The organism is Skermanella mucosa, from assembly GCF_016765655.2.
GTDB lineage: Bacteria > Pseudomonadota > Alphaproteobacteria > Azospirillales > Azospirillaceae > Skermanella > Skermanella mucosa.
The window spans coordinates 5,541,307-5,561,129 of the sequence record NZ_CP086106.1; the positions used below are offsets into that span (position 1 = coordinate 5,541,307).

The window sequence follows — 19,823 nt, forward strand, 5'->3', positions numbered from 1 at the left end:
GAGCGGCACCATGAGCAGCGGCGGCTTCCGGATCGCCCCCAGCATCCTGTCGGCCGACTTCGCCCGGCTGGGCGAAGAGGTCGAGAACGTCATCGCGGCGGGAGCGGACATCGTCCATTTCGACGTGATGGACAACCACTACGTTCCCAACCTGACCATCGGGCCGCTCGTCTGCGAAGCGATCCGGCCCCGCACCCGCGCTCCGATCGACGTCCACCTCATGGTCAAGCCGGTGGACGCGCTGGTGCCGATGTTCGCCAAGGCGGGCGCCGACATCATCTCGTTCCACCCGGAAGCGTCGGAGCATGTGGACCGTACCCTGGCGCTGATCCGGGACCATGGCTGCAAGGCGGGGCTGGCCTTGAACCCGGCCACCCCGCTCCAGCACCTGGACCACGTGATGGATCGGCTCGACCTGATCCTGGTCATGTCGGTCAACCCGGGCTTCGGCGGCCAGGGCTTCATCCCCGAGGCCCTGGCCAAGATCGCCCTGATCCGCCGCCGGATCGACTGCCACGCGGCGGAAAGCGGGCGGGAGATCTGGCTGGAGGTGGACGGCGGCATCAAGGCCGGCAACATCCGCGCCGTCGCGGAAGCCGGGGCCGACACCTTCGTCGCCGGCTCCGCGATCTTCGGCGCCCGCGGAACGGACGGCTCCTACCGGGAGGTGCTGGCCGACTTGCGCAACGCCCTGGAACCGGCAGCGCGGAGGGCGGCATGACCGCGCTGGCAACGGACACCCGGACATCCGTCGATCTCGACGCGCTGTACGCCGCGTCGAACATCGGCGAGATCCTGGACCAGCTCGACCGCGAACTGGTCGGCCTCGTCCCCGTCAAGGCCCGCATCCGCGAGATCGCGGCCCTGCTGCTGATCGACCAGGCGCGCCGGCAACTCGGCCTCGCGACCGACCCGCCGTCGCTGCACATGAGCTTCACCGGCAATCCCGGCACGGGCAAGACGACGGTCGCCCGGCGCATGGCCGGCATCCTGCACCGCCTGGGCTATATCCGCCGCGACCATGTGGTCTCGGTGACCCGCGACGACCTGGTCGGCCAGTATATCGGCCACACCGCGCCGAAGACCAAGGAAGCCCTGAAGAAGGCCATGGGCGGCGTGCTGTTCATCGACGAGGCCTATTATCTCTACCGGCCCGAGAACGAGCGCGACTACGGGCAGGAGGCGATCGAGATCCTGCTCCAGGTGATGGAGGACCACCGCGACGACCTCGTGGTCATCCTGGCCGGCTACAAGGACCGGCTGGAAACCTTCTTCTCCAGCAATCCGGGCATGGGATCGCGCATCGCCCACCACGTGGATTTCCCGGACTTCCGGTCGGACGAGCTGTTCGACATCGCGGAATCCATGACGGGATCGATGCATTACCGCCTGTCCGGCGGGGCCGCCGCCGCCCTGCGGGAATATATCGAGCGCCGCATGGAGCAGCCCCGCTTCGCCAACGCCCGCTCGATCCGCAACGCGCTGGACCGCGCCCGCCTGCGCCAGGCCAACCGGCTGTTCGCCCGGGGCGGCGTGCTCGACGCCGATACGCTTCAGACCATCGAGGAGGCCGACATCCGCGCCAGCCGCGTCTTTACTCAATAGCCTCGCTACGCTTACAAACAAAAGCAAACAATAAGAACGACGATTTCCCAGGGAGAAGTCACATGCCGCATCGCAGCATGACGTTCGCGAAGTTCATCATCGAGGACCAGCGCCGACGCGGCGGTCCGGACGCCGAACTGACCGCGCTGCTGAACGATGTCCAGACCGCCTGCAAGCTGATCGGGATCACCGTGTCGCGCGGGCCGCTCCACAAGCACCGGACCGCTCCCGGCACCGTCCCCGGGATCAACGTCCATGACGAGGAGCAGAAGCCCCTCGACGTGACCGCCAACGAGATCATGCTGGATACCTGCAGCTGGGGCGGCAAGGTCCGCGGCATGGCGTCGGAGGAGATGGCCGAGTTCTACGCCGTCCCGCCGCCGCACCGGAAGGGCCGCCACCTGCTGGTGTTCGACCCGCTCGACGGCTCCTCCAACATCGACGTCAACGTGACGGTCGGCACCATCTTCTCGATCCTGCGGGCACCGCCGGGCGACGCCGACCCGACCGAAGCCGACTTCCTGCGGCCGGGCACCGAGCAGGTGGCGGCGGGCTTCGCGCTCTACGGCCCGACCACCATGATCGTGGTCACCCTGGGCGCCGGCGTCCACGGCTTCACCCTGGACCGCGAGGTCGGCAACTTCATCCTGACCCATCCCGACATGCGCGTGCCGGAGGAGACCGGCGAGTTCGCGGTCAACATGTCCAACGAGCGCTATTGGGAGCCCCCGGTCCGGCGCTACGTGGAGGAATGCGTCCAGGGCCAGGCGGGCCCCCGGGGCAAGGACTTCAACATGCGCTGGATCGCCTCGCTGGTCGCCGAGGTCTACCGCATCCTGATCCGGGGCGGGCTGTTCATGTATCCATGGGACACCCGCGACGTCTCCAGGCCGGGCCGCCTGCGCCTCCTCTACGAGGCCAACCCCATGGCGATGATCCTGGAGCAGGCGGGGGGCGCCGCCTCCACCGGCCGGGAACGCATCCTGGACATGGTGCCGACGGCGCTCCACCAGCGGGTGCCGCTGATCCTGGGCTCCAAGGCCGAGGTCGAGCGCATCGTCCGCTACCACGAGGCCCACGACCGGGGCGAGGACGCGGTGTTCGACTCGCCCCTGTTCAACACCCGCTCGCTGTTCCGCCTGCCGGCCGGCGCAGCAGGAGGTTCATGATCCCATGTCCGTCAAGCATCCCATCATCGCCATCACCGGGTCGTCGGGCGCCGGCACCACCACGGTCCGCCATACTTTCCAGCAGATCTTCCGCCGGGAACAGATCACCGCCGCGATCATCGAGGGCGACGCCTATCACCGCTACGACCGCGCCGAGATGCGCCGGCGCCTGGCCGAGGCCCAGCGCCAGGAACAGACCAGCTTCAGCCATTTCGGCCCCGAGGCGAACCTGTTCGAGGAGGTCGAGACCCTGTTCCAGCGCTATGGAGAGACCGGCGCCGGCACGACCCGCAAATACCTGCACAGCGCGGAGGAAGCGGCGCCCTACGGCCAGGAGCCCGGCACCTTCACCCCGTGGGAACCCCTGCCGGAGCCGACTGACCTGCTGTTCTACGAGGGGCTGCACGGTGCCGTGAAGACCGAGACGGTGGACGCCGCCCGCCATGCCGACCTGCTGATCGGCGTCGTGCCGATCATCAACCTGGAATGGATCCAGAAGCTCCACCGGGACAAGATCTCCCGCGGCCACAGCCAGGAGGCGATCGTCGACACGATCCTGCGGCGGATGCCCGACTACGTGAACTATATCTGCCCGCAGTTCTCGCTGACCGACATCAATTTCCAGCGGGTGCCGACGGTGGACACGTCCAACCCCTTCATCGCCCGCGATATCCCCAGTGCCGACGAGAGCATGCTGGTGATCCGCTTCCGCAACCCGCGGGGCATCGACTTCCCCTACCTGCTGTCGATGCTGAAGGACAGCTTCATGTCCCGGCCCAATACCATCGTCTGCCCCGGCGGCAAGATGGCGCTCGCCATGCAGCTGATCATCACGCCGCTCATTTGGCAGCTCATGGACCGCAAGAAGAAGGCCCACTGAAAAGGGCGATCGAAAAAATACCCGCGGAGGAAACGCGATGACTGAGACGCTGACCGCCGAGGCCCAGGCCCCGGCGACGGACCGACGTACCCTGGCGAATGCGCTCCGCATACTCGCTATCGACGCGGTGGAGAAGGCCAAGTCCGGCCATCCCGGCATGCCCATGGGCATGGCCGACATCGCGGAGACCCTGTGGAACCGCCATCTCCGCCACGATCCCGCCGACCCGCGCTGGCCCGACCGCGACCGCTTCGTGCTGTCCAACGGCCACGGCTCCATGCTGCTCTACGGGCTGCTGCACCTGACCGGCTACGACCTCCCGCTTGACGAGTTGAAGGGCTTCCGCCAGCTCCATTCCCGCACCCCCGGCCATCCGGAATGGGGGATCACGCCCGGCGTGGAGACGACTACCGGCCCGCTCGGCCAGGGCATCTGCAACGCGGTCGGCATGGCGCTGGCCGAACGGCTGCTCGCCGATGAATTCAACCGCCCCGGCCATGTGATCGTCGACCACCGAACATTCGTCTTCGTCGGCGACGGCTGCCTGATGGAAGGTATCTCCCACGAAGCCTGCTCCCTGGCCGGCACGCTGGGGCTGGAGAAGCTGGTCGTCTTCTACGACGACAACGGCATCTCGATCGACGGGCATGTCCAGGGCTGGTTCACCGACGATACCCCGGCCCGGTTCGAAGCCTATGGCTGGCGCGTGATCCGCGACGTGGACGGGCACGATCCCGCGGCCCTGGACGACGCCTTCGCCCGGGCCTTGGCTCCCGACGGCAAGCCCGTCCTGGTCTGCTGCAAGACGGTGATCGGCTGGGGCGCCCCGAAGAAGGCGGGAACCCACGACGTCCACGGGGCACCCCTCGGCGCCGACGAGACCGCCGCCACCCGGCAGGCCCTCGGCTGGCCCCATCCCGCCTTCGAGATCCCCGCCGAAATCCGCGACGCCTGGGACGCCCGTGCGCGCGGCGCCAAGCTCCGGCAGGACTGGCAGCGGCGCTTCGACGCCTACGCCGCCGAGCACCCCGACCTCGCCGCCGAATTCACCCGCCGCATCGCCGGCCGGCTGCCGGACGATTTCGCCGAGCGTGCCGACGGCTTCATCGCCGCCACGGCGGAAGCGGCCCAGGCCGCAGCGACACGCAAGTCGTCCCAGCGCGCGATCGAGGCGCTGGCCCCGCTGCTGCCCGAACTGCTCGGCGGCTCCGCCGACCTGACCGGCTCCAACCTGACGAACTGGCCGGCCTGCCGGACCGTCTCGGGCACCGGCGGCGGCAACTACGTCCATTACGGCGTGCGCGAGTTCGGCATGACCGCCATCGTCAACGGCATCGCCCTGCATGGCGGCTACATCCCGTTCGGCGGCACCTTCCTGGTGTTCTCCGACTATTCCAGGAACGCGCTCCGCCTGTCGGCGCTGATGGGGCTGGGCACGATCCAGGTCTTCACCCATGACAGCATCGGCCTGGGCGAGGACGGCCCGACCCACCAGCCCATCGAGCACGCGGCCAGCCTCCGCCTGATCCCGAACATGGATGTCTGGCGCCCCTGCGACGCGCTGGAGACCGCCGTCGCCTGGCGCGCCGCCGTGGAGCGCCGCGACGGCCCGACCAGCCTGCTGCTCTCGCGCCAGAACCTGCCCGCCCAGTCGGGAGGCGCCGAACGGGGCCGGGCTGCGGCACGGGGCGGCTACGTCCTGGCGGACCCCGAGGCCGGAACGCCGGAACTGGTCCTGATCGCAACCGGCTCCGAGGTTCCCCTGGCGATGGCCGCGCGCGACCTGCTGGCGGCGGACGGCATCGCGGCGCGGGTGGTGTCGATGCCGTCCACCACGGTGTTCGACCGCCAGGACGCCGCCTACCGGAATGCCGTGCTGGGGACCGGCGTCCCCCGTCTCGCGATCGAGGCCGGCCGCACCGACGGCTGGTGGAAATATGTCGGGCTGGACGGCGCCGTGATCGGCATCGACCGTTTCGGCGAATCCGCCCCGGCGGAGGCGCTGTTCCCCTTCTTCGGCCTGACGCCCGAGCGCGTCGCCGAAACCGCCCGCGCGCTGCTCCGATAAATCGAAAACCGACACCGGAAAACAGAAGAACTCCACGGAGGAAACCATGGCTCTCGTCGCGATGCGCCAGCTGCTGGACCACGCCGCCGAACACGGCTACGGCCTGCCCGCCTTCAACATCAACAACATGGAGCAGATCCGCGCGATCATGCTGGCGGCCGACGCCTGCGACAGCCCGGTGATCCTCCAGGCCTCGGCGGGCGCCCGCAAATACACCGGCGAGGCCTTCCTGCGCCATATGGTGGAGGCCGCGGTCGAGACCTGGCCGCACATCCCGATCGTGCTCCACCAGGACCACGGCGCCAGCCCGGCAGTGTGCCAGCGCTCGATCCGCTCGGGCTTCACCAGCGTCATGATGGACGGCTCCCTGCGGGAGGACATGAAGACGCCGGCCAGCTTCGAATACAATGTCCGGGTGACCCGGCGGGTGGTGGAGATGGCCCACCCCGTCGGCGTCTCGGTCGAGGGCGAGCTGGGCTGCCTGGGATCGCTGGAGACCGGCCAGGCCGGGGAGGAGGACGGCTCCGGCGCCGAGGGCACCCTGGGCCGCGACCAGCTGCTGACCGATCCCGACCAGGCGGCCGACTTCGTCCAGGCCACGGGGGTGGACGCGCTGGCGATCGCGATCGGCACCAGCCACGGCGCCTACAAGTTCTCCCGCCGCCCGACCGGCGATATCCTGGCGATCGACCGCATCCGGGAGATCCACGCCCGCCTGCCCAACACCCACCTGGTGATGCACGGCTCCTCCTCCGTGCCGCAGGAATGGCTGGACGTCATCCGCGAGCATGGCGGCGAGATCAAGGAAACCTACGGCGTCCCGGTCGAGGAGATCCAGAAGGGCATCCGCTACGGTGTCCGCAAGGTCAACATCGACACCGACATCCGCCTCGCCATGACCGGCGCGGTCCGCCGTCTTCTGTCCCAGAAGCCCGACGAGTTCGACCCCCGCAAATTCTTCGCCGCCGCCCTGACCGCCGCCAGCGACCTCTGCCGCGCCCGGTTCGAGGCGTTCGGCAGCGCCGGCCAGGCGTCAAGGATCAGGCCGATGACGATGGAGCGGGTGGCGGAGAGCTACATGGTCGCGGCGTGAGGGGGGACGGCTCTATCGGTATCGCCAGGGAAAGGCCGATGCCCTATTCCCCCGCGCCGACCAAAGGCACATGCTCCAGCTTCGCCGCCCGCGTCAGCGCGTCGTCCAGGGTCGCCAAGGGCGCCGCCTCCCGCTGTGCAAGCTCCAGATAGGCAGCATCATAGACGGTCAGGCGATGGCGTCGCGCAAGGCGCAGCACGGACGCGCTGTCGGCAAGGTGGTCGAGCCTGATCGGCAATTCGGACAGCAGGGCCAAGGCCCGCGTTGTCTTCTCACCGTCCATGCGCCACCGGCGTTCATTGACGATGAACAAGTTGCGCATCTCGAACCACCATAAACCGGGAGCCAGCGCGTGGTCTTCTACAAGGCGCTCGAACGCGGCCGCCGCGATGTCGTGCCCCTCGTCGGAAAGCAGCCAGCTTGCGGCGATCGACGCGTCGATGACGAAAGGCATCAGTAGTTGTGCCCCTCATGGCGCGCCGACAGGATTTCCTCGACTGAAAGGCGGGGCATGGTCTGGCGGAAAGCGGCGATCCGATCCATGGTCTTGCGGATCTCCGCTGCCCGGTTATCGACCTCGGGTACGATCCTGGCGATGGGGCGGCCGTGCCGGGTGATGATGACCGTTTCCCCGCGCTCGACCTCGTCGAGGATCTGAGGCAGGCGAGCCTTTACCTCGGAGGATTGGATTTTCCTCACGGCGACCGTCCTTCCGAAATTTCGGGCTTGTCAATCTGACCGGTCCAAATCTAGCAGAATCGAAGCAAGCAACGAAGCGGATAAGGAGCCGGCGCATCGGGACCGCCCTCGCTTGCACGCAAAATCAGTGGCCTCGGGACTGCCTGCCGCGCGTCTCTCGGAACTTGGGTTCGCTGTTCGACTGCCATCTCAACACCCCCCGCACGGCTGCTACGGAAAGATCGATCTGCCGCCGGTGCGCCCGGTGGTAAGATAGGTCGACCGGTGCGCCGGCCATTACCCGATTGCCCATGTTGCAGCGGCGTCACCCTGGCCCCGGTGCCCGAGGGCGGCTCGCCTTTCGGGGTGTCAATCCTGGTGGTGGCGCTGTGTCCGCGCTTTGTTCAGGTGCTCAGCTATGGCCGTTGCTTACGCCCGATCGAAGAAATCCGCAGGTTAAAGTGGTTTGGTTCGTCGCAAGAAGTACTCGCCAGATTATCCTGAACGTCCACCGGCAAAAGGTCCGGGTCCCGCATCAATCGAGTTGCATCGCGTACTGGTAAAGAAGCTGCCAGTCCGGCTTTTCGGTTATGCGGTTGTTGATGACAGACGATATGTCGGCTGCCGTGCGGACACCCGAATTGACATGGATTTCCGAAGACGCGTTCGCTCTGGCGGCTTGCAGTTCGCGGATGAATTGGCTGTTGCTCTTCTTTATGTCGGCCAACTTCATCGGTCGCGCTCTTCCCCAAAACTTCACATGCAGGATACCACTTTCGACGCAGGATTAGCAGTGGAACGGCAGATCGGTCAAAGGGTTTCAGGTGAGCCAGGCCGCCGCATCGATGCGGTTGCTTCCCCTCGCCCGCACGCAAAAAGGGCGGGGTTGCCCCCGCCCTTCCTGGGAATATTCTGTTGCTAGGCCATTCCAGCCCCGCCTAGTTTCACCACGGCCACCGTTAGGCAGCTACGCGGAGATCCTGAGCATTGTGGTTGTCATTTGCGACATTCACAAGTTGTCGGACGAGCCTTTCCCCGAAGGGATCAGCGGGCGTACCTCACCCAACGTCTAAACGACCCTTATTCACCCACGTCGATCCTAATTCGCCCCCATCGGACAAGCCCTCACTCCGCAGAGGTTTGGCCTGATGGCCCGCAGGCCATGCCCCGCTCATCACGAGGTCTTTTGGTGGAGGCGGGGGGCATTGCAGCCCCCGTCCGCCAGGTCTTATATGATCGCAGTCTCGGACGGCCCGAGGGCCGCCCTGCAACGCTATCCTCTAGATAAGCCTTGGCGGCGGGATTCGCAAGCCCTTCCCGGGACCGGCCAGCCTCACAGACGGTAGGCCTTCTTCGCCAGCCGGTAGGCCAGATCGACCGCCACCTCCCGCGCCTCGTCCTCGTCCAGCCGGTGCTCCGCCACCAGGCCGGCCAGATAGGCGCAATCGACCCGGCGGGCGACGTCGTGCCGGGCCGGGATCGACGGGAAGGCCCTTGTGTCGTCGTTGAAGCCCACGGTGTTGTAGAAGCCCGCCGTCTCCGTGGTCTGCTCGCGGTAGCGGCGCATGCCCTCCGGGCTGTCGTGGAACCACCAGGCCGGGCCGAGCCGCAGGACGGGATAATGCCCGGCGAGCGGCGCCAACTCGCGCGCATAGACCGTCTCGTCCAGCGTGAACAGGATGACCGTGAGGTCCCGCTCGTTGCCGAACCGGTCGAGCAGCGGCTTCAGCGCGGTGACGAACTCGCCCCGGACCGGGATGTCGTCGCCCAGGTTCGGCCCGAAGGTGCGGCGCATCCAGTCATTGTGGCCGCGGTGGACGCCGGCATGGATCTGCATGACCAGCCCGTCCTCCAGGCTCATGCGCGCCATCTCCGTCAGCATTTGGCCGCGGAACAGCTCGGCTTGGGCGGGAGTCGCCCGGCCGGACACGATGGTCTCGAACAGCGCCGCCGCCTGGTCCGGGGGCAGGTCCGCGGTGAAGGCCGTGGGGTGGCCGTGGTCGGTCGCGGTCGCCCCGCACGCCATGAAGTCGCGCCGCCGCCGCGCCAGGGCCGACAGGTAGCCCTTCCAGCCCAGGGTGTCCTCGCCGGTCATCCTGCCCAGCGCCTCCAGGTTGGCGAGGAAGCCCGGGGTGTCCGGATCGACCACCGGGTCGGGCCGGAACGTCGTCACCACCCGCCCCCGCCATCCCGACGACTGGAGCGCCTTGTGGTGCTCCAGCGTGTCGAGCGGGGATTCCGTGGTGGCCAGCACCTCGATGTTGAACCGCTCGAACAGGGCGCGCGGCCGGAACTCCGGTTTCGCCAAGCACTCGGCGATCCGGTCGTAGATCGCGTCGGCGGTGGCCGCCGACAGCCGCTCCGTCACGCCAAACACGTGCTCCAGCGAATACTCCCACCACAGCCGGGTCGGCGTCGCCCGGTACAGGTGCCAGTGCTCGGCCACCGTGCGCCAGATCCGCCGGGGGTCCGTCTCGACCGATCCTACCCCGGCCGCCGCCCCGTCCCGAGGCCGCACGCCCAGGCTCTCCAGCGGGATGCCCTGGCTGTAGAGCATGCGCAGCAGGTAATGGTCCGGCACCACCAGGAGGGTGGCGGGATCGGAAAACGCCTCGTCCAGGGCGAACCAGGCCGGGTCGGTATGGCCGTGCGGACTGACGATGGGCAGGTCCCGGACCTCGGCATAGAGGCGACGGGCGATCCCCCGCGTGCCGGGATCGGCCGGGAACAGTCGGTCTTCGTTCAGCATGGCGCTCTCACATCAGGGCGTTCGGCAGGAACAGGACCAGTCCGGGCCACAAGGCGAGGACCGCGACCAGCAGCAGGATCGTGAAGATGAAGGGCAGAGATTCGACCACGTACTCCTCCACCGGGCAGTCCAGCAGGCTGCACACGGTGTACATCGCGACCCCCACCGGCGGCGTCATCGACCCCAGCGTGACGATGGTCATCATCAGGATGCCGAAATGCACGGGATCGACGCCAAGCGGCGTCACGATCGGCAGGAAGATCGGCGTCAGCAGCAGCACCAGCACCGTGCTCTCGATGAACAGCCCGGCGACGAACAGGAAGAACAACACCAGCGCCACCACAAGGATCGGCTCGCGAGTCAGCCCGGTCATCGCCTCGGCGATGCTCTGCGGCGCCTGCTCGAAGATGATGGCGTAGCCGACCATGCCGGAGAACAGGATGATCAGCATGATCAGCCCGGTATCCACCACGGCCTCGTACAGGGATTCCATCACCCCGGCCCAGGTCAATTCCCGGTGCAGCAGGAAGCCGACGACGGCGGCATAGATCACCGCGAATGCGCCGACCTCCGACGGGGTGAACAACCCGCCGCGGATCGCGACCAGCAATGCCACCGGGAACAGCAGAGCCCACTTGGCGTCGGCGACCGCCGCCCAGACCGACCGCAGGGTCGGCCGCTCGGTCAGTTCGGCGCGGTAGCCGCGCCGGCGCGCGATCAGCCACACGGTGACCATCAGCCCGGCCATCATCAGCAGCCCGGGGATGACGCCGGCCAGGAAAAGCCGGCCGACCGACACGTTGCCGACGAAGCCGTACAGGATCAGCCCCAGGCTCGGCGGGATGGTCGCGGTGATCAGCGAGCCCACCGCGATCGTGGCGCAGGTGAAGCCCCTGGAATAGCCCCGCGCGATCAGGCTGGGACCGAGGATGCGGGCCTCCATCGCCGCGTCGGCCACCGCCGACCCGGAGACGCCGCCCATCAGGGTGGACAGCACGATGCAGACCTGGGCCAGCCCCCCCGACATCCAGGACACCAGCACGCTGGAGCAGGCGATCAGCCGGGTGGTGATGCCGGTCCGGTTCATCATGTGGCCGGCCAGCACGAAGAACGGCACCGCCAGCAGCGGGAAGCTCTGGGACGCGGTCGCGACCTGCTGCACGCCGATCGACATCGGCATGATCTCGCTGGTCGCGAAGAACGAGAATCCGGCGATCCCGATGGCGAAGGCGATCGGCAGGCCGAGCCCCATGAGGACGAAGAAGGTGACGGCGAGCAGGGTCATGGGACGACCTCCTCGGCATGGATGGCGGATGGGGCGGCGAAGACGGGTTCCGGCCGGGTGCGCAGGCCGCGCGCGGTCCGGACCATCTGGCCCAGCAGGGTGACGGCCAGCAGCAGGCACCCGGCCGGCACCGCGCCGGTCACGAAAGCGTAGCTGATCCCGCTGTCGCCGAACTGCCGTTCCAGGTTCAGCATGGTCAGCTGGTAGCCCATGACGACCATGGTCAGCAGGAAGCACAGCACTACCGCCCCCAGCACCAGGTCGAGCACCGCCCGGGTGGTCGGCGGCAGGCGCTTGACCAGATAGTCGATGCCGATATGGGCGCGCTTCCTCAGCGCCATGTCGGCGCCGAGGAAGCTGACCCAGACGAACAGGAGCTGCGCCAGGTCCACCGACCAGACCAGGGGATACCCGAACCAGCGCATGACACCGGCGGCGAAGACGAGAAGCACGATGATGGCGAGGAGGAGCGTTGCCAGCAGCCCCTCCCCCTTGATCAGCCAGGATGTCATGACGGCAATCCTTCTTGTCGGCGGGCCTGGGGCAGGCGCGTCAGTTCTGGAGGATCTTCTCGATTTCCTGGTGGAGCTCGGTATAGCCCAGCTTGTCGTAGACCGGCTTGGTCGCCTCGCGGAACGGGGCGACGTCGATCTCCGCGATGGTCATGCCCTGCTCCTTCATCTGCCTCTCGTACTCGGCCAGCGACGCCTGGGTCGCGCGGGACGCGTTGTCGCCCGCCTTGGTCGATTCCTCGCGCAGGATCTGGCGGTACTCCGCCGGCAGCTTGTCGAACCAGGCGGCGCTGGTGACGATGCCGGTGATCAGGTTGATGTGGCCGGTCTTGGTGACATGGCTGGTCACCTCGTACAGCCGGGAGCCGTAGCTGGCCGGGTGCTGGGCCTCGACCCCGTCGATCACCTTCTGCTGGAGGGCGGTATAGACCTCCGACCAGCCCATCGGCGTCGGGGTGGCGCCCATCGCGCGGATCGTCTCCATCCAGACCGGGGCGCCCGGCGTGCGCATGCGGACGCCGCTCAGGTCGGCCGGCGTGGCGACCGGCTTGTTGGTCAGCACGTGGCGTTCGCCCTGCCACCAGTTGAACGACAGCACCTGGTGCCCCGAAGCCTTGCGCAGCTTCTCGACCCACTGCTCGAACAGCGGGGAGGTGACGACCTTGCGCACGCCGTCGAAGCCCTGCGCCAGGTACGGCCCGCCGAGGACGCCGAACTCCTTGGTAAAGACGGCGAGGCGGCCGCCGTCGACCACCACGGCGACGCCGGCCCCGGCCCGGGCCTGCTCCAGCACGTCCTCGTCCTTGCCGAGCTGCGACCCCGGGAACAGGCGGACGGAGATGTTGCCGTCGGTCCGCTGCTCGACGTTGCGCTTGAATTCCTCCAGGCCCTTGTACAACGGGTCCTGCTGGGCCAGGGCGGTGTTGACGCTGAGGGTGTAGTCGGCGGCGAAGGCGCTGCCGGCCATGGTGGCCAGGGCCATGCCGAGCGTGGCTGCGCGCCACGTGCGCGTGATGAAGCTCATGTCTCCTCCCTCGAGGGCTTGCCTGTATTGCAGAGGCGTTCTTGCTACTCACTGGTATGGTAGTATACAAGAATGGTATTGGCAATGCCCTTGCTACGGCGCAGGATGGGCAGCACCATCCGCCCCGTGGGGATGGTCGGGAAAGGGACGGAAGGACGGCTATGCTCAGCAGGATCGAAGCGGACTCGGCCGAGCCGGTGGCGAAGCGGGTCTTCCAGGCCTTGCGCCAGGCCATCGTCACGATGCAATTCAGCCCCGGCCAGCCGCTGTCGGAGCAGGAGGTCGCCGGCCAGCTCGGCGTCAGCCGCCAGCCGGTGCGCGAAGCCTTCATCAAGCTGGGCGAGTCGGGCTTGGTGACCATCCGTCCGCAGCGCGGCACCTTCGTGGTCAAGATCTCGGTCAAGCAGGTGATCGACGCGCGCTTCGTCCGGGAAGCGGTCGAGGTGGCGGTCGCCCGCAAGGCCGGCGAGGACCTGCCGGCCGCCGTCGTCCGCGACCTGCGCGACAACCTGCGCGCCCAGCGCGCCGCCGCCGAGGACAGCACGCCGGAACGCTTCCTCGACCTGGACGAGGCGTTCCACCGGACCATCGCCCTGGGGATCGGCTGCGAATACGCGTGGCGAGTCGTCGAGGAGACCAAGGCCCAGATGGACCGGGTGCGCTATCTCAGCCTGCCCCATGCGACGCCGCTCGACCGCCTGATCCACCAGCACGAGGCGATCGTCGACGCGATCGAGGCCCGCGATCCCGACGGGGCCGAGGCCGCGATGCGGCGCCACCTGCGGGAGATCCTGACCTCCCTGCCCGAGCTGGAGCAGCGCTTCCCCGACTTGTTCGACGGCGCCGCGGCGCCGGCAGCACGGCCCACCTGCGCCGCCTGACGCTTCAGCCCCGGATGACCGGGTAGCTGCGGTTGACCGTGTGGGCGACGAAGGCGGCGACGACCGCCTTGACCAAGTCGCCGGGGATGAAGGCCAGGGAGCCGACGGCGGCCTGGAACAGCGGCAGGCCGGCGATCAGGCTGACGCCGACGATGCCGATCGCATAGACCACGAAGATGCCGCCCGCGGCGCAGGCGATCAGCAGGCGGGCGAAGGTCAGGCGGGCGCGGAAGCGTTCGGTCAGCCAGCCGACCACGAAGGCGCCGACCGGCCAGGACAGCAGGAAGCCGGCGGTCGGGCCGAAGAACACGCCCAGGCCGCCGCGCCCTCCGGACAGCAGCGGCAGGCCCACCGCCACCAGCGCCAGGAACAGCAGGATCGCGAGGCCGCCGCGCCTGGCCCCCAGGATGGAGCCGGCGAGCATGACGCCCATGGACTGGGCGGTGATCGGAACGGGGATGAATCCGACCGGGATCGGCGGCATCAGGCCCAAGGCCGCCATGATGGCGGCGAACAGGGCGATATGGACCATGTCGCGGGTGGTCAGCATGTCGGTGTGGTCCGGTACGTTCTGGAGATTCTGGAAGGTTTCATATCGAAGCGCGGAGACATGGCGCACCGGCGCGGGAAACTCAATCCGGATCGTAGCCGCGGGCCTCGATCGCGTCGGTCAGCACGCTGGCCATGCGCAGGGTCTTGACGATCAGCGGCACCGCCACGGCGGTGACGCTCCGCTCCAGGCCTCGCGACCGCTGGGCCGCCTGGATCTCGCGGACCAAGTCGATCAGCAGCGGCACGAAGCGGATCGCGAGCGAGATCATCAGGCCGACCTTGGCGGGATTGACGCCGACCCGGCGCAAGGGCCGAAGCCCCCCTTCCAGGGCCTCGACCATGTCCGAGACCCGGGTCGTCAGGGTGATCAGCACCGCCAGCGAGACCAGGATGGTGAAGCGCAGGACCGTGACCAGCCCACTCTCCCAGCCGACCAGCAGGGCGTGGACCGCGAAGAAGAACAGCCCCAGCAGCAGCACCGGGCGGAGCTGGGCGGCGACCTCCCGCGGCGGCAGGCGCGCCAGGGCGAACAGCCCCAGGGCAGCGGCCTGAACTATGCCGAGGAGTCGCGGATCGGTGACCTGAATCAGGCCGACCGCCGCCAACATCAGCGCCAGCATCTTGGCGCCGGGCGCCAGGGCGTGGATCGGCGACTTCCGCTCGATATAGAGCCCCAGCATCAGGCCATCAGCTCGACATAGCGCTTCAGGGCGGCGGACGGGCGGTCGTCGGCGACGATCCGGCCGCCGTCGAAGACCAGCACCCGGTCGAACCCGCCGAGCAGGTCCAGGTCGTGGGAGATGAAGACGGCGGCCTGGGGCAATCCAGCCACGATCTCCATGACCATCCGCTTGTTGCGCAGGTCGAGCAGCGTCGTCGGCTCGTCGAACACGACATAGGCCGGCTCCATCACCAGCACCGAGCAGATCGCCAGCAGCTGCTTCTGCCCGCCGCTCAGCAGGTGCGCGGGGCGGCTCCGGTGTTCGGCCAGGCCGTAGCGGTCGAGCACGGCGGCGACCCGCCGGGCGATCTCGGCCCGGTCCAGCTTCAGGTTCTTCAGGCCGAAAGCGACGTCCTCATCGACCGTGGGATAGACGATCTGGGTATCCGGGTCCTGGAACACGAACCCGACCTTGCGGCGGACGGCCTTGCCGTCGGTCCGGGTGTCCAGGCCGTCCACCAGCACCGAGCCTTCGTCGGGCACCACCAGCCCGTTCAGCAGTCGGGCGAAGGTGCTCTTGCCCGAACCATTGGCGCCGACCACGGCGACCCGGCGCTCCGCCAGGGTCACCGACACGTCGCGCAGGACCCGGTGGTCGCCGAACCGGTGGCTGACCTGCCGAAGTTCGATCACGGAGGAAAGGCCCGCATCAGGGAAGGCGCCGCGGAACGGGCCGGCCGGTCAGACGCTGAAGCTCTCGCCGCAGCCGCAGCGGGCCTTCTCGTTGGGGTTCTTGAAGACGAAGCCGGATTGGATCTTGTCGTCCACATAGTCCATCTCGGTGCCGATCAGGAACATCGTGGCGGCCGGATCGATCAGGATCTTGACGCCCTTGTCCTCGACGACTTCCTCGAACTTCTTGATCTCTTCGGCGTATTCGACCGTGTAGCTGAGTCCGGAGCAGCCGCGCGACTTGACGCCGACGCGCAGCCCCAGGGCCGGCTTGTCCGACTTCGCCATGATCTGCTTGACCCGCTCGGCGGCGGCGTCGGTGATCGTCATTGCCTTGGGAAGTGCCATTTCGTCCTACTCCGACTTCTGCATGCTCTGTCCGGTGCCGAATTCAGTGCCGATCCGCGGCATCAGAACATATCCAGGGCGACCTTGGCCTCTTCCGACATCATGCCGGGATGCCAAGGCGGTTCCCAGACCAGTTCGACGCGGCACGACTTCACGGCGTCGAGATTCTCGATGACCTGCTGCACCTGCATCGGCATCTCGCCGGCCACCGGACAGGACGGCGCCGTCAGGGTCATGTCGACCTCGACGTTCTTCTCCGCATCCACGTTGACCCGGTAGACCAGCCCCAGTTCCCAGATGTTGACCGGGATCTCCGGGTCGTAGACGGTCTTGATCGCGTCGACCACCTGGTCCATCAGGGTCTCGTTGTCCACCACGCCGGTCTGCTCCAGCACTTGGCCGCTCACATCGTCTGGCATTTCATCGCCTCCTCGAACCTGCCGCCCGTTCATTCGCCATTCATTCGGTAGAAGCCTTGGCGCCGCCCGCCAGAGCCGCGTCCAGGGTGTGCCACGCCAGGGTGGCGCACTTGACCCGCATCGGGAACTGGCGGACCCCCGCCAGCACCTGGAGCCTGTCCAGGGCCTCCTCGTCCACGCCCTCGCCATGGACGTGCTCGTGGTCGTCCTTGGTGCACATCTGGTGGAAGCGCTCGAACAGGGCCTTCACCTCCGCCTCGGTCCGGCCGGCCACCAGCTCGGTCATCATCGAGGCCGAGGCGGTGGAGATGGCGCAGCCCCGCCCCTCGAAGGCGGCGTCCTCGACGATGCCGTCGGGGCTCACCTTCAGGTAGACGGTGACCTTGTCGCCGCACATCGGGTTGTCGCCGCGCGCTTCCCGGTTGCTGTCCTCCGGGTGGCGGAGGTTCCGGGGGTTCTTGCCGTGGTCCAGGATGACTTCCTGGTACAGGTCCCGCAGGTCGTCCATCGTCGCTCCCGTCATCACCCGAAGATCTCCTGGACCCGGCGGAGCGACGCCGCCAGCGCGTCCACCTCGTCGAAGGTGTTGTAGAGCGCAAAGGAAGCCCGCGCCGTCGCCGGCACATTGTAGAAATCCATCAGCGGCTGGGCGCAATGGTGCCCGGCCCGCACCGCGACGCCGGCCCGGTCGACGATCGTTCCGATATCGTGCGGATGGGCGTCGCCCAGCGTGAAGGACAGGATGCTCGCCTTGTTCGGCGAGGTGCCGTAGATCCGCAGCCCCGGGATCTCCGACAGCTGCGCCGTCGCGTAGGCCAGCAGGTCGCGCTCGTGCGCCGCGATCCTGTCCAGCCCCAGCTCCATCAGGTATTCCAGTGCCGCGCCCAGCCCGATCACCTCGACGATCGCCGGCGTTCCGGCCTCGAAACGGTGCGGGATGCCCTTGAAGGTCGTCTCCTCGAAGGTGACGCGGGCGATCATGTCGCCGCCGCCCTGGTAAGGCGGCATGGCTTCCAGGATCTCGGCCTTGCCGTAGAGCACGCCGATGCCGGTCGGGCCGTACAGCTTGTGGCCGGAGAAGACGTAGAAGTCGGCGTCCAGGTCCTGCACGTCCACGCCCAGGTGGGTGACGCCCTGGCAGCCGTCGATCAGCACCGGGATGCCCTTGGCGTGGGCGATCCGGACGATGTCCTTGACCGGGTTGATGGTGCCGAGCGCGTTGGACATGTGGCTGATCGCGACCAGCTTGGTCTTCGGCCCCAACAACTTCTCGTACTCGTCCATCAGCAGGGTGCCGGACTCGTCGATCGGCACGATCTTCAGGACGATGCCCCTCTCGGTCCGCAGCATCTGCCACGGCACGATGTTGGCATGATGTTCCATGTGCGAAATGACGATCTCGTCGCCTTCGCGCAGGTTGGTCCGCCCCCAGCTCGCCGCCACCAGGTTGATCGCCTCGGTGGCGCTGCGGGTGAAGACCACCTCGCGGTCCTCGCGGGCGTTGATGAAGCGCTGCACGGTCTTCCGCGCCGCCTCGAACCGCGTGGTCGCGGTGGCGCTCAGCCAGTGGACGCCCCGGTGCACGTTGGAGTATTCCTCCGTCATGCAGGAAACCATGGCGTCGATCACCCGGCGCGGTTTCTGGGCGCTGGCGGCACTGTCCAGATAGACCAGCGGCTTGTCGTAGATGGTGCGCGACAGGATGGGGAAGTCCTTGCGGACCTCCTCCACGTCATATCCCGTCGCCGTTCCGCTATCGAAACCCTGCCGCACCTTGGTGATCTCGTTCATGTCGTTTCCTGATCCCTGGGAGCCTCAGACACGCTGGGTCTTCAGCCAGCCGGTAACCATGCCCTGGAAAGCCTCGCGCACCGTGTCGATCCGGACTTCCTCGATCGCGTCCGCCAGGAAGGCGGCGATCAGCAGGTTCCGGGCGCTCTCCAGGTCGATGCCGCGGGAGCGCAGATAGAACAGCTGGTCGTCGTCCAGTTCGCCGGCGGTGGCGCCGTGGCTGCATTTCACGTCGTCGGCGTAGATCTCCAGTTCGGGCTTGCTGTCGATCTCGGCCGTGTCGGACAGCAGCAGCGCCCGGTTCAGCTGGTAGCCGTCGGTCTTCTGCGCGTCCGGGCGCACGATGATCTTGCCCTGGAACACCGCCTTGGCGTTGCCGTCGATGACGCCCTTGTAGACCTCGCGGCTGGTGCAGTGGGGCTGGGCGTGATCGATCACCGTGGTGGTGTCGCAGTGCTGCTGACCGTTCACCATGTAGGAACCCGACAGCCGGCATTCGACGCCCGTGCCGTTCAACACAGGCTTGATTTCATTGCGTGACAGCCGCCCGCCCATGGTCAGCACGAAATTGTCGTAGCTGGCGTCCTTGGCGAGGTCGGCGGTGACCGTCGCCATGTGGAAGGCCTGGGAGCTCTCCCGCTGCACCTTGTAGTGATGTAGCCGGGCGCCTTCGCCGGCCACGATCTCGGTCACGTGGTTGGCGAAATAGACGCCGTCCCCCTGCCCGACATGGTGCTCGACCAGCGTCGCCTCGGCGTTGGCCTCGGCCACCACCAGGATACGCGGATGGTGCATGGTCGGCTTGCCGGTTCCCGCACCGCCGCCGCTGCCGACGAACACGGCTTCGATCGGCTCGCTCACTGCGACGCCCTTGGGCAGGTGGACGACCAGCCCATCAGCCAGGAACGCGGTGTTCAGCGCCTGGAACGGGTTGGCGTCGGTCACGCCGACATGGCCCAGGTAGCGCTCCAGCAGGGCGGCATGCCCGGTCAGCGCCTGCCTCAGGGAGGTCACGACGGCCCCCTCCGGCAGCGCGCCGACGGAGGAGAGGTCCGCGCGGAAGGCTCCGTCGACGAACACAAGGCGGTGCGACGCCTGCCCGGCCGGCATGACGGTCGGAAGCACGTCGATCGACACCGCCCCGCCCGCGGCGGACGCCGGTTCGAACGCGACCTTCTCCAGCGGGCGGAGGCTGGTGTAGCGCCACGCCTCGACCCGGGCGGTCGGGAAACCCTGCCGGCTGAACCGGGCGAGGCCGGTCTCGCGCAGCCCGGCCAGCCAGGGCAGCTCGCCGCCGGGAAGGGCGGCCGCCACCCGGCCGTGATGGTCCAGGTAGGGCTGGATCGTGTTGGTATCGGTCGTCATTGAATTCTTCG

At 67.7% G+C, this 19,823-nt stretch carries 22 protein-coding genes and 1 other RNA gene; 7 read left to right on the forward strand and 16 right to left on the reverse strand.

The window, feature by feature from the left end; all coding sequences use genetic code 11:
* The first annotated feature begins 10 nt into the window (after nucleotides 1–10).
* The 6 genes from rpe (at nucleotide 11) to fba (ending at nucleotide 6,815) form a co-directional block, all read left to right on the forward strand.
* Nucleotides 11–721 (forward strand): ribulose-phosphate 3-epimerase, encoded by a 711-nt coding sequence (gene rpe, locus JL100_RS25720; RefSeq protein WP_202680708.1) that lies wholly within the window; start codon nucleotides 11–13, stop codon nucleotides 719–721.
* On the forward strand, nucleotides 718–1,605 hold the full coding sequence (gene cbbX / locus JL100_RS25725; protein WP_202680709.1) for a CbbX protein: 888 nt from the start codon (nucleotides 718–720) through the stop codon (nucleotides 1,603–1,605). The genes rpe and cbbX overlap by 4 nt, the downstream gene beginning before the upstream one ends.
* 62 nt (nucleotides 1,606–1,667) lie before the next feature.
* Nucleotides 1,668–2,774 (forward strand): class 1 fructose-bisphosphatase, encoded by a 1,107-nt coding sequence (locus JL100_RS25730; RefSeq protein ID WP_202680710.1) that lies wholly within the window; start codon nucleotides 1,668–1,670, stop codon nucleotides 2,772–2,774.
* Nucleotides 2,775–2,778: 4 nt separating this feature from the next.
* On the forward strand, nucleotides 2,779–3,654 hold the full coding sequence (locus tag JL100_RS25735; protein WP_202680711.1) for a phosphoribulokinase: 876 nt from the start codon (nucleotides 2,779–2,781) through the stop codon (nucleotides 3,652–3,654).
* A 37-nt stretch (nucleotides 3,655–3,691) separates the two neighbouring features.
* Nucleotides 3,692–5,722: a transketolase gene (tkt, locus tag JL100_RS25740; RefSeq protein WP_202680712.1), complete on the forward strand. Its 2,031-nt coding sequence runs from the start codon at nucleotides 3,692–3,694 to the stop codon at nucleotides 5,720–5,722.
* A gap of 46 nt (nucleotides 5,723–5,768) precedes the next feature.
* Nucleotides 5,769–6,815 carry a class II fructose-bisphosphate aldolase gene (fba, locus tag JL100_RS25745; RefSeq protein WP_202680713.1) on the forward strand — a complete coding sequence of 349 codons (1,047 nt, stop codon included), beginning with the start codon at nucleotides 5,769–5,771 and terminating at the stop codon, nucleotides 6,813–6,815.
* Between the two features lie 43 nt (nucleotides 6,816–6,858).
* Here the strand turns inward: fba and JL100_RS25750 are convergent, their stop codons facing one another.
* The 8 genes from JL100_RS25750 to JL100_RS25785 all read right to left on the reverse strand — a co-directional run bounded on the left by JL100_RS25750 (nucleotide 6,859) and on the right by JL100_RS25785 (nucleotide 13,063).
* Complete coding sequence (locus tag JL100_RS25750; protein ID WP_202680714.1) at nucleotides 6,859–7,269, reverse strand: type II toxin-antitoxin system VapC family toxin; 411 nt, start codon at nucleotides 7,267–7,269, stop codon at nucleotides 6,859–6,861.
* Nucleotides 7,269–7,514 (reverse strand): type II toxin-antitoxin system Phd/YefM family antitoxin, encoded by a 246-nt coding sequence (locus JL100_RS25755; RefSeq protein ID WP_202680715.1) that lies wholly within the window; start codon nucleotides 7,512–7,514, stop codon nucleotides 7,269–7,271. Before JL100_RS25755 ends, JL100_RS25750 begins: the two co-directional genes overlap by 1 nt.
* 514 nt (nucleotides 7,515–8,028) lie before the next feature.
* Nucleotides 8,029–8,226 (reverse strand): hypothetical protein, encoded by a 198-nt coding sequence (locus JL100_RS25760; protein WP_202680716.1) that lies wholly within the window; start codon nucleotides 8,224–8,226, stop codon nucleotides 8,029–8,031.
* Between the two features lie 168 nt (nucleotides 8,227–8,394).
* Nucleotides 8,395–8,785, reverse strand: a transfer-messenger RNA (tmRNA) gene (gene ssrA, locus JL100_RS25765).
* 41 nt (nucleotides 8,786–8,826) lie between these two features.
* Entirely contained in the window at nucleotides 8,827–10,242 is a 1,416-nt protein-coding gene (gene uxaC / locus JL100_RS25770; protein ID WP_202680717.1) for a glucuronate isomerase, read from the reverse strand.
* 7 nt (nucleotides 10,243–10,249) lie between these two features.
* On the reverse strand, nucleotides 10,250–11,527 hold the full coding sequence (locus JL100_RS25775; protein WP_202680718.1) for a TRAP transporter large permease: 1,278 nt from the start codon (nucleotides 11,525–11,527) through the stop codon (nucleotides 10,250–10,252).
* The gene (locus tag JL100_RS25780; RefSeq protein ID WP_202680719.1) at nucleotides 11,524–12,039 is read right to left on the reverse strand and encodes a TRAP transporter small permease; all 516 of its coding nucleotides are present in this window, start codon (nucleotides 12,037–12,039) and stop codon (nucleotides 11,524–11,526) included. The genes JL100_RS25775 and JL100_RS25780 overlap by 4 nt, the downstream gene beginning before the upstream one ends.
* A gap of 40 nt (nucleotides 12,040–12,079) precedes the next feature.
* A complete protein-coding gene (locus JL100_RS25785; protein ID WP_202680720.1) occupies nucleotides 12,080–13,063 on the reverse strand; it encodes a C4-dicarboxylate TRAP transporter substrate-binding protein in 984 nt (327 codons plus the stop codon).
* Between the two features lie 161 nt (nucleotides 13,064–13,224).
* Here JL100_RS25785 and JL100_RS25790 point away from each other — a divergent pair, with 161 nt between their 5' ends.
* The gene (locus JL100_RS25790; RefSeq protein WP_202680721.1) at nucleotides 13,225–13,944 is read left to right on the forward strand and encodes a GntR family transcriptional regulator; all 720 of its coding nucleotides are present in this window, start codon (nucleotides 13,225–13,227) and stop codon (nucleotides 13,942–13,944) included.
* Nucleotides 13,945–13,948: 4 nt separating this feature from the next.
* Here the strand turns inward: JL100_RS25790 and JL100_RS25795 are convergent, their stop codons facing one another.
* From JL100_RS25795 to sufD, 8 genes are all read right to left on the reverse strand, one after another.
* Nucleotides 13,949–14,494, reverse strand: coding sequence for a biotin transporter BioY (locus JL100_RS25795; RefSeq protein WP_202680722.1), 546 nt, complete (start codon nucleotides 14,492–14,494; stop codon nucleotides 13,949–13,951).
* Nucleotides 14,495–14,576: 82 nt separating this feature from the next.
* Nucleotides 14,577–15,176, reverse strand: a complete 600-nt coding sequence (locus JL100_RS25800) for an energy-coupling factor transporter transmembrane component T family protein (RefSeq protein WP_202680723.1) — start codon at nucleotides 15,174–15,176, stop codon at nucleotides 14,577–14,579.
* Nucleotides 15,176–15,850 carry an energy-coupling factor ABC transporter ATP-binding protein gene (locus JL100_RS25805; protein WP_202680724.1) on the reverse strand — a complete coding sequence of 225 codons (675 nt, stop codon included), beginning with the start codon at nucleotides 15,848–15,850 and terminating at the stop codon, nucleotides 15,176–15,178. Before JL100_RS25805 ends, JL100_RS25800 begins: the two co-directional genes overlap by 1 nt.
* Before the next feature lie 48 nt (nucleotides 15,851–15,898).
* A complete protein-coding gene (locus tag JL100_RS25810) occupies nucleotides 15,899–16,237 on the reverse strand; it encodes a HesB/IscA family protein (protein ID WP_202680725.1) in 339 nt (112 codons plus the stop codon).
* Nucleotides 16,238–16,299: 62 nt separating this feature from the next.
* Nucleotides 16,300–16,656 carry an SUF system Fe-S cluster assembly protein gene (locus JL100_RS25815; protein WP_228420911.1) on the reverse strand — a complete coding sequence of 119 codons (357 nt, stop codon included), beginning with the start codon at nucleotides 16,654–16,656 and terminating at the stop codon, nucleotides 16,300–16,302.
* 40 nt (nucleotides 16,657–16,696) lie between these two features.
* Nucleotides 16,697–17,179 carry a Fe-S cluster assembly sulfur transfer protein SufU gene (gene sufU / locus JL100_RS25820; protein ID WP_228420912.1) on the reverse strand — a complete coding sequence of 161 codons (483 nt, stop codon included), beginning with the start codon at nucleotides 17,177–17,179 and terminating at the stop codon, nucleotides 16,697–16,699.
* Entirely contained in the window at nucleotides 17,179–18,447 is a 1,269-nt protein-coding gene (locus tag JL100_RS25825) for a cysteine desulfurase (protein ID WP_202680727.1), read from the reverse strand. Before JL100_RS25825 ends, sufU begins: the two co-directional genes overlap by 1 nt.
* Nucleotides 18,448–18,471: 24 nt before the next feature.
* Nucleotides 18,472–19,812 carry a Fe-S cluster assembly protein SufD gene (sufD, locus tag JL100_RS25830; protein ID WP_202680728.1) on the reverse strand — a complete coding sequence of 447 codons (1,341 nt, stop codon included), beginning with the start codon at nucleotides 19,810–19,812 and terminating at the stop codon, nucleotides 18,472–18,474.
* Between the last annotated feature and the right edge of the window lie 11 nt (nucleotides 19,813–19,823).

Bases quoted from the DNA above. Each gene is read 5' to 3' on its own strand.
- rpe (WP_202680708.1), top strand. From the start codon at position 11: ATGAGCAGCGGCGGCTTCCGGATCGCCCCCAGCATCCTGTCGGCCGAC.
- cbbX (WP_202680709.1), top strand. From the start codon at position 718: ATGACCGCGCTGGCAACGGACACCCGGACATCCGTCGATCTCGACGCG.
- JL100_RS25730 (WP_202680710.1), top strand. From the start codon at position 1,668: ATGCCGCATCGCAGCATGACGTTCGCGAAGTTCATCATCGAGGACCAG.
- JL100_RS25735 (WP_202680711.1), top strand. From the start codon at position 2,779: ATGTCCGTCAAGCATCCCATCATCGCCATCACCGGGTCGTCGGGCGCC.
- tkt (WP_202680712.1), top strand. From the start codon at position 3,692: ATGACTGAGACGCTGACCGCCGAGGCCCAGGCCCCGGCGACGGACCGA.
- fba (WP_202680713.1), top strand. From the start codon at position 5,769: ATGGCTCTCGTCGCGATGCGCCAGCTGCTGGACCACGCCGCCGAACAC.
- JL100_RS25750 (WP_202680714.1), bottom strand. From the start codon at position 7,269: ATGCCTTTCGTCATCGACGCGTCGATCGCCGCAAGCTGGCTGCTTTCC.
- JL100_RS25760 (WP_202680716.1), bottom strand. From the start codon at position 8,226: ATGAAGTTGGCCGACATAAAGAAGAGCAACAGCCAATTCATCCGCGAA.
- uxaC (WP_202680717.1), bottom strand. From the start codon at position 10,242: ATGCTGAACGAAGACCGACTGTTCCCGGCCGATCCCGGCACGCGGGGG.
- JL100_RS25775 (WP_202680718.1), bottom strand. From the start codon at position 11,527: ATGACCCTGCTCGCCGTCACCTTCTTCGTCCTCATGGGGCTCGGCCTG.
- JL100_RS25780 (WP_202680719.1), bottom strand. From the start codon at position 12,039: ATGACATCCTGGCTGATCAAGGGGGAGGGGCTGCTGGCAACGCTCCTC.
- JL100_RS25785 (WP_202680720.1), bottom strand. From the start codon at position 13,063: ATGAGCTTCATCACGCGCACGTGGCGCGCAGCCACGCTCGGCATGGCC.
- JL100_RS25790 (WP_202680721.1), top strand. From the start codon at position 13,225: ATGCTCAGCAGGATCGAAGCGGACTCGGCCGAGCCGGTGGCGAAGCGG.
- JL100_RS25795 (WP_202680722.1), bottom strand. From the start codon at position 14,494: ATGCTGACCACCCGCGACATGGTCCATATCGCCCTGTTCGCCGCCATC.
- JL100_RS25800 (WP_202680723.1), bottom strand. From the start codon at position 15,176: ATGCTGGGGCTCTATATCGAGCGGAAGTCGCCGATCCACGCCCTGGCG.
- JL100_RS25810 (WP_202680725.1), bottom strand. From the start codon at position 16,237: ATGGCACTTCCCAAGGCAATGACGATCACCGACGCCGCCGCCGAGCGG.
- JL100_RS25815 (WP_228420911.1), bottom strand. From the start codon at position 16,656: ATGCCAGACGATGTGAGCGGCCAAGTGCTGGAGCAGACCGGCGTGGTG.
- sufU (WP_228420912.1), bottom strand. From the start codon at position 17,179: ATGACGGGAGCGACGATGGACGACCTGCGGGACCTGTACCAGGAAGTC.
- JL100_RS25825 (WP_202680727.1), bottom strand. From the start codon at position 18,447: ATGAACGAGATCACCAAGGTGCGGCAGGGTTTCGATAGCGGAACGGCG.
- sufD (WP_202680728.1), bottom strand. From the start codon at position 19,812: ATGACGACCGATACCAACACGATCCAGCCCTACCTGGACCATCACGGC.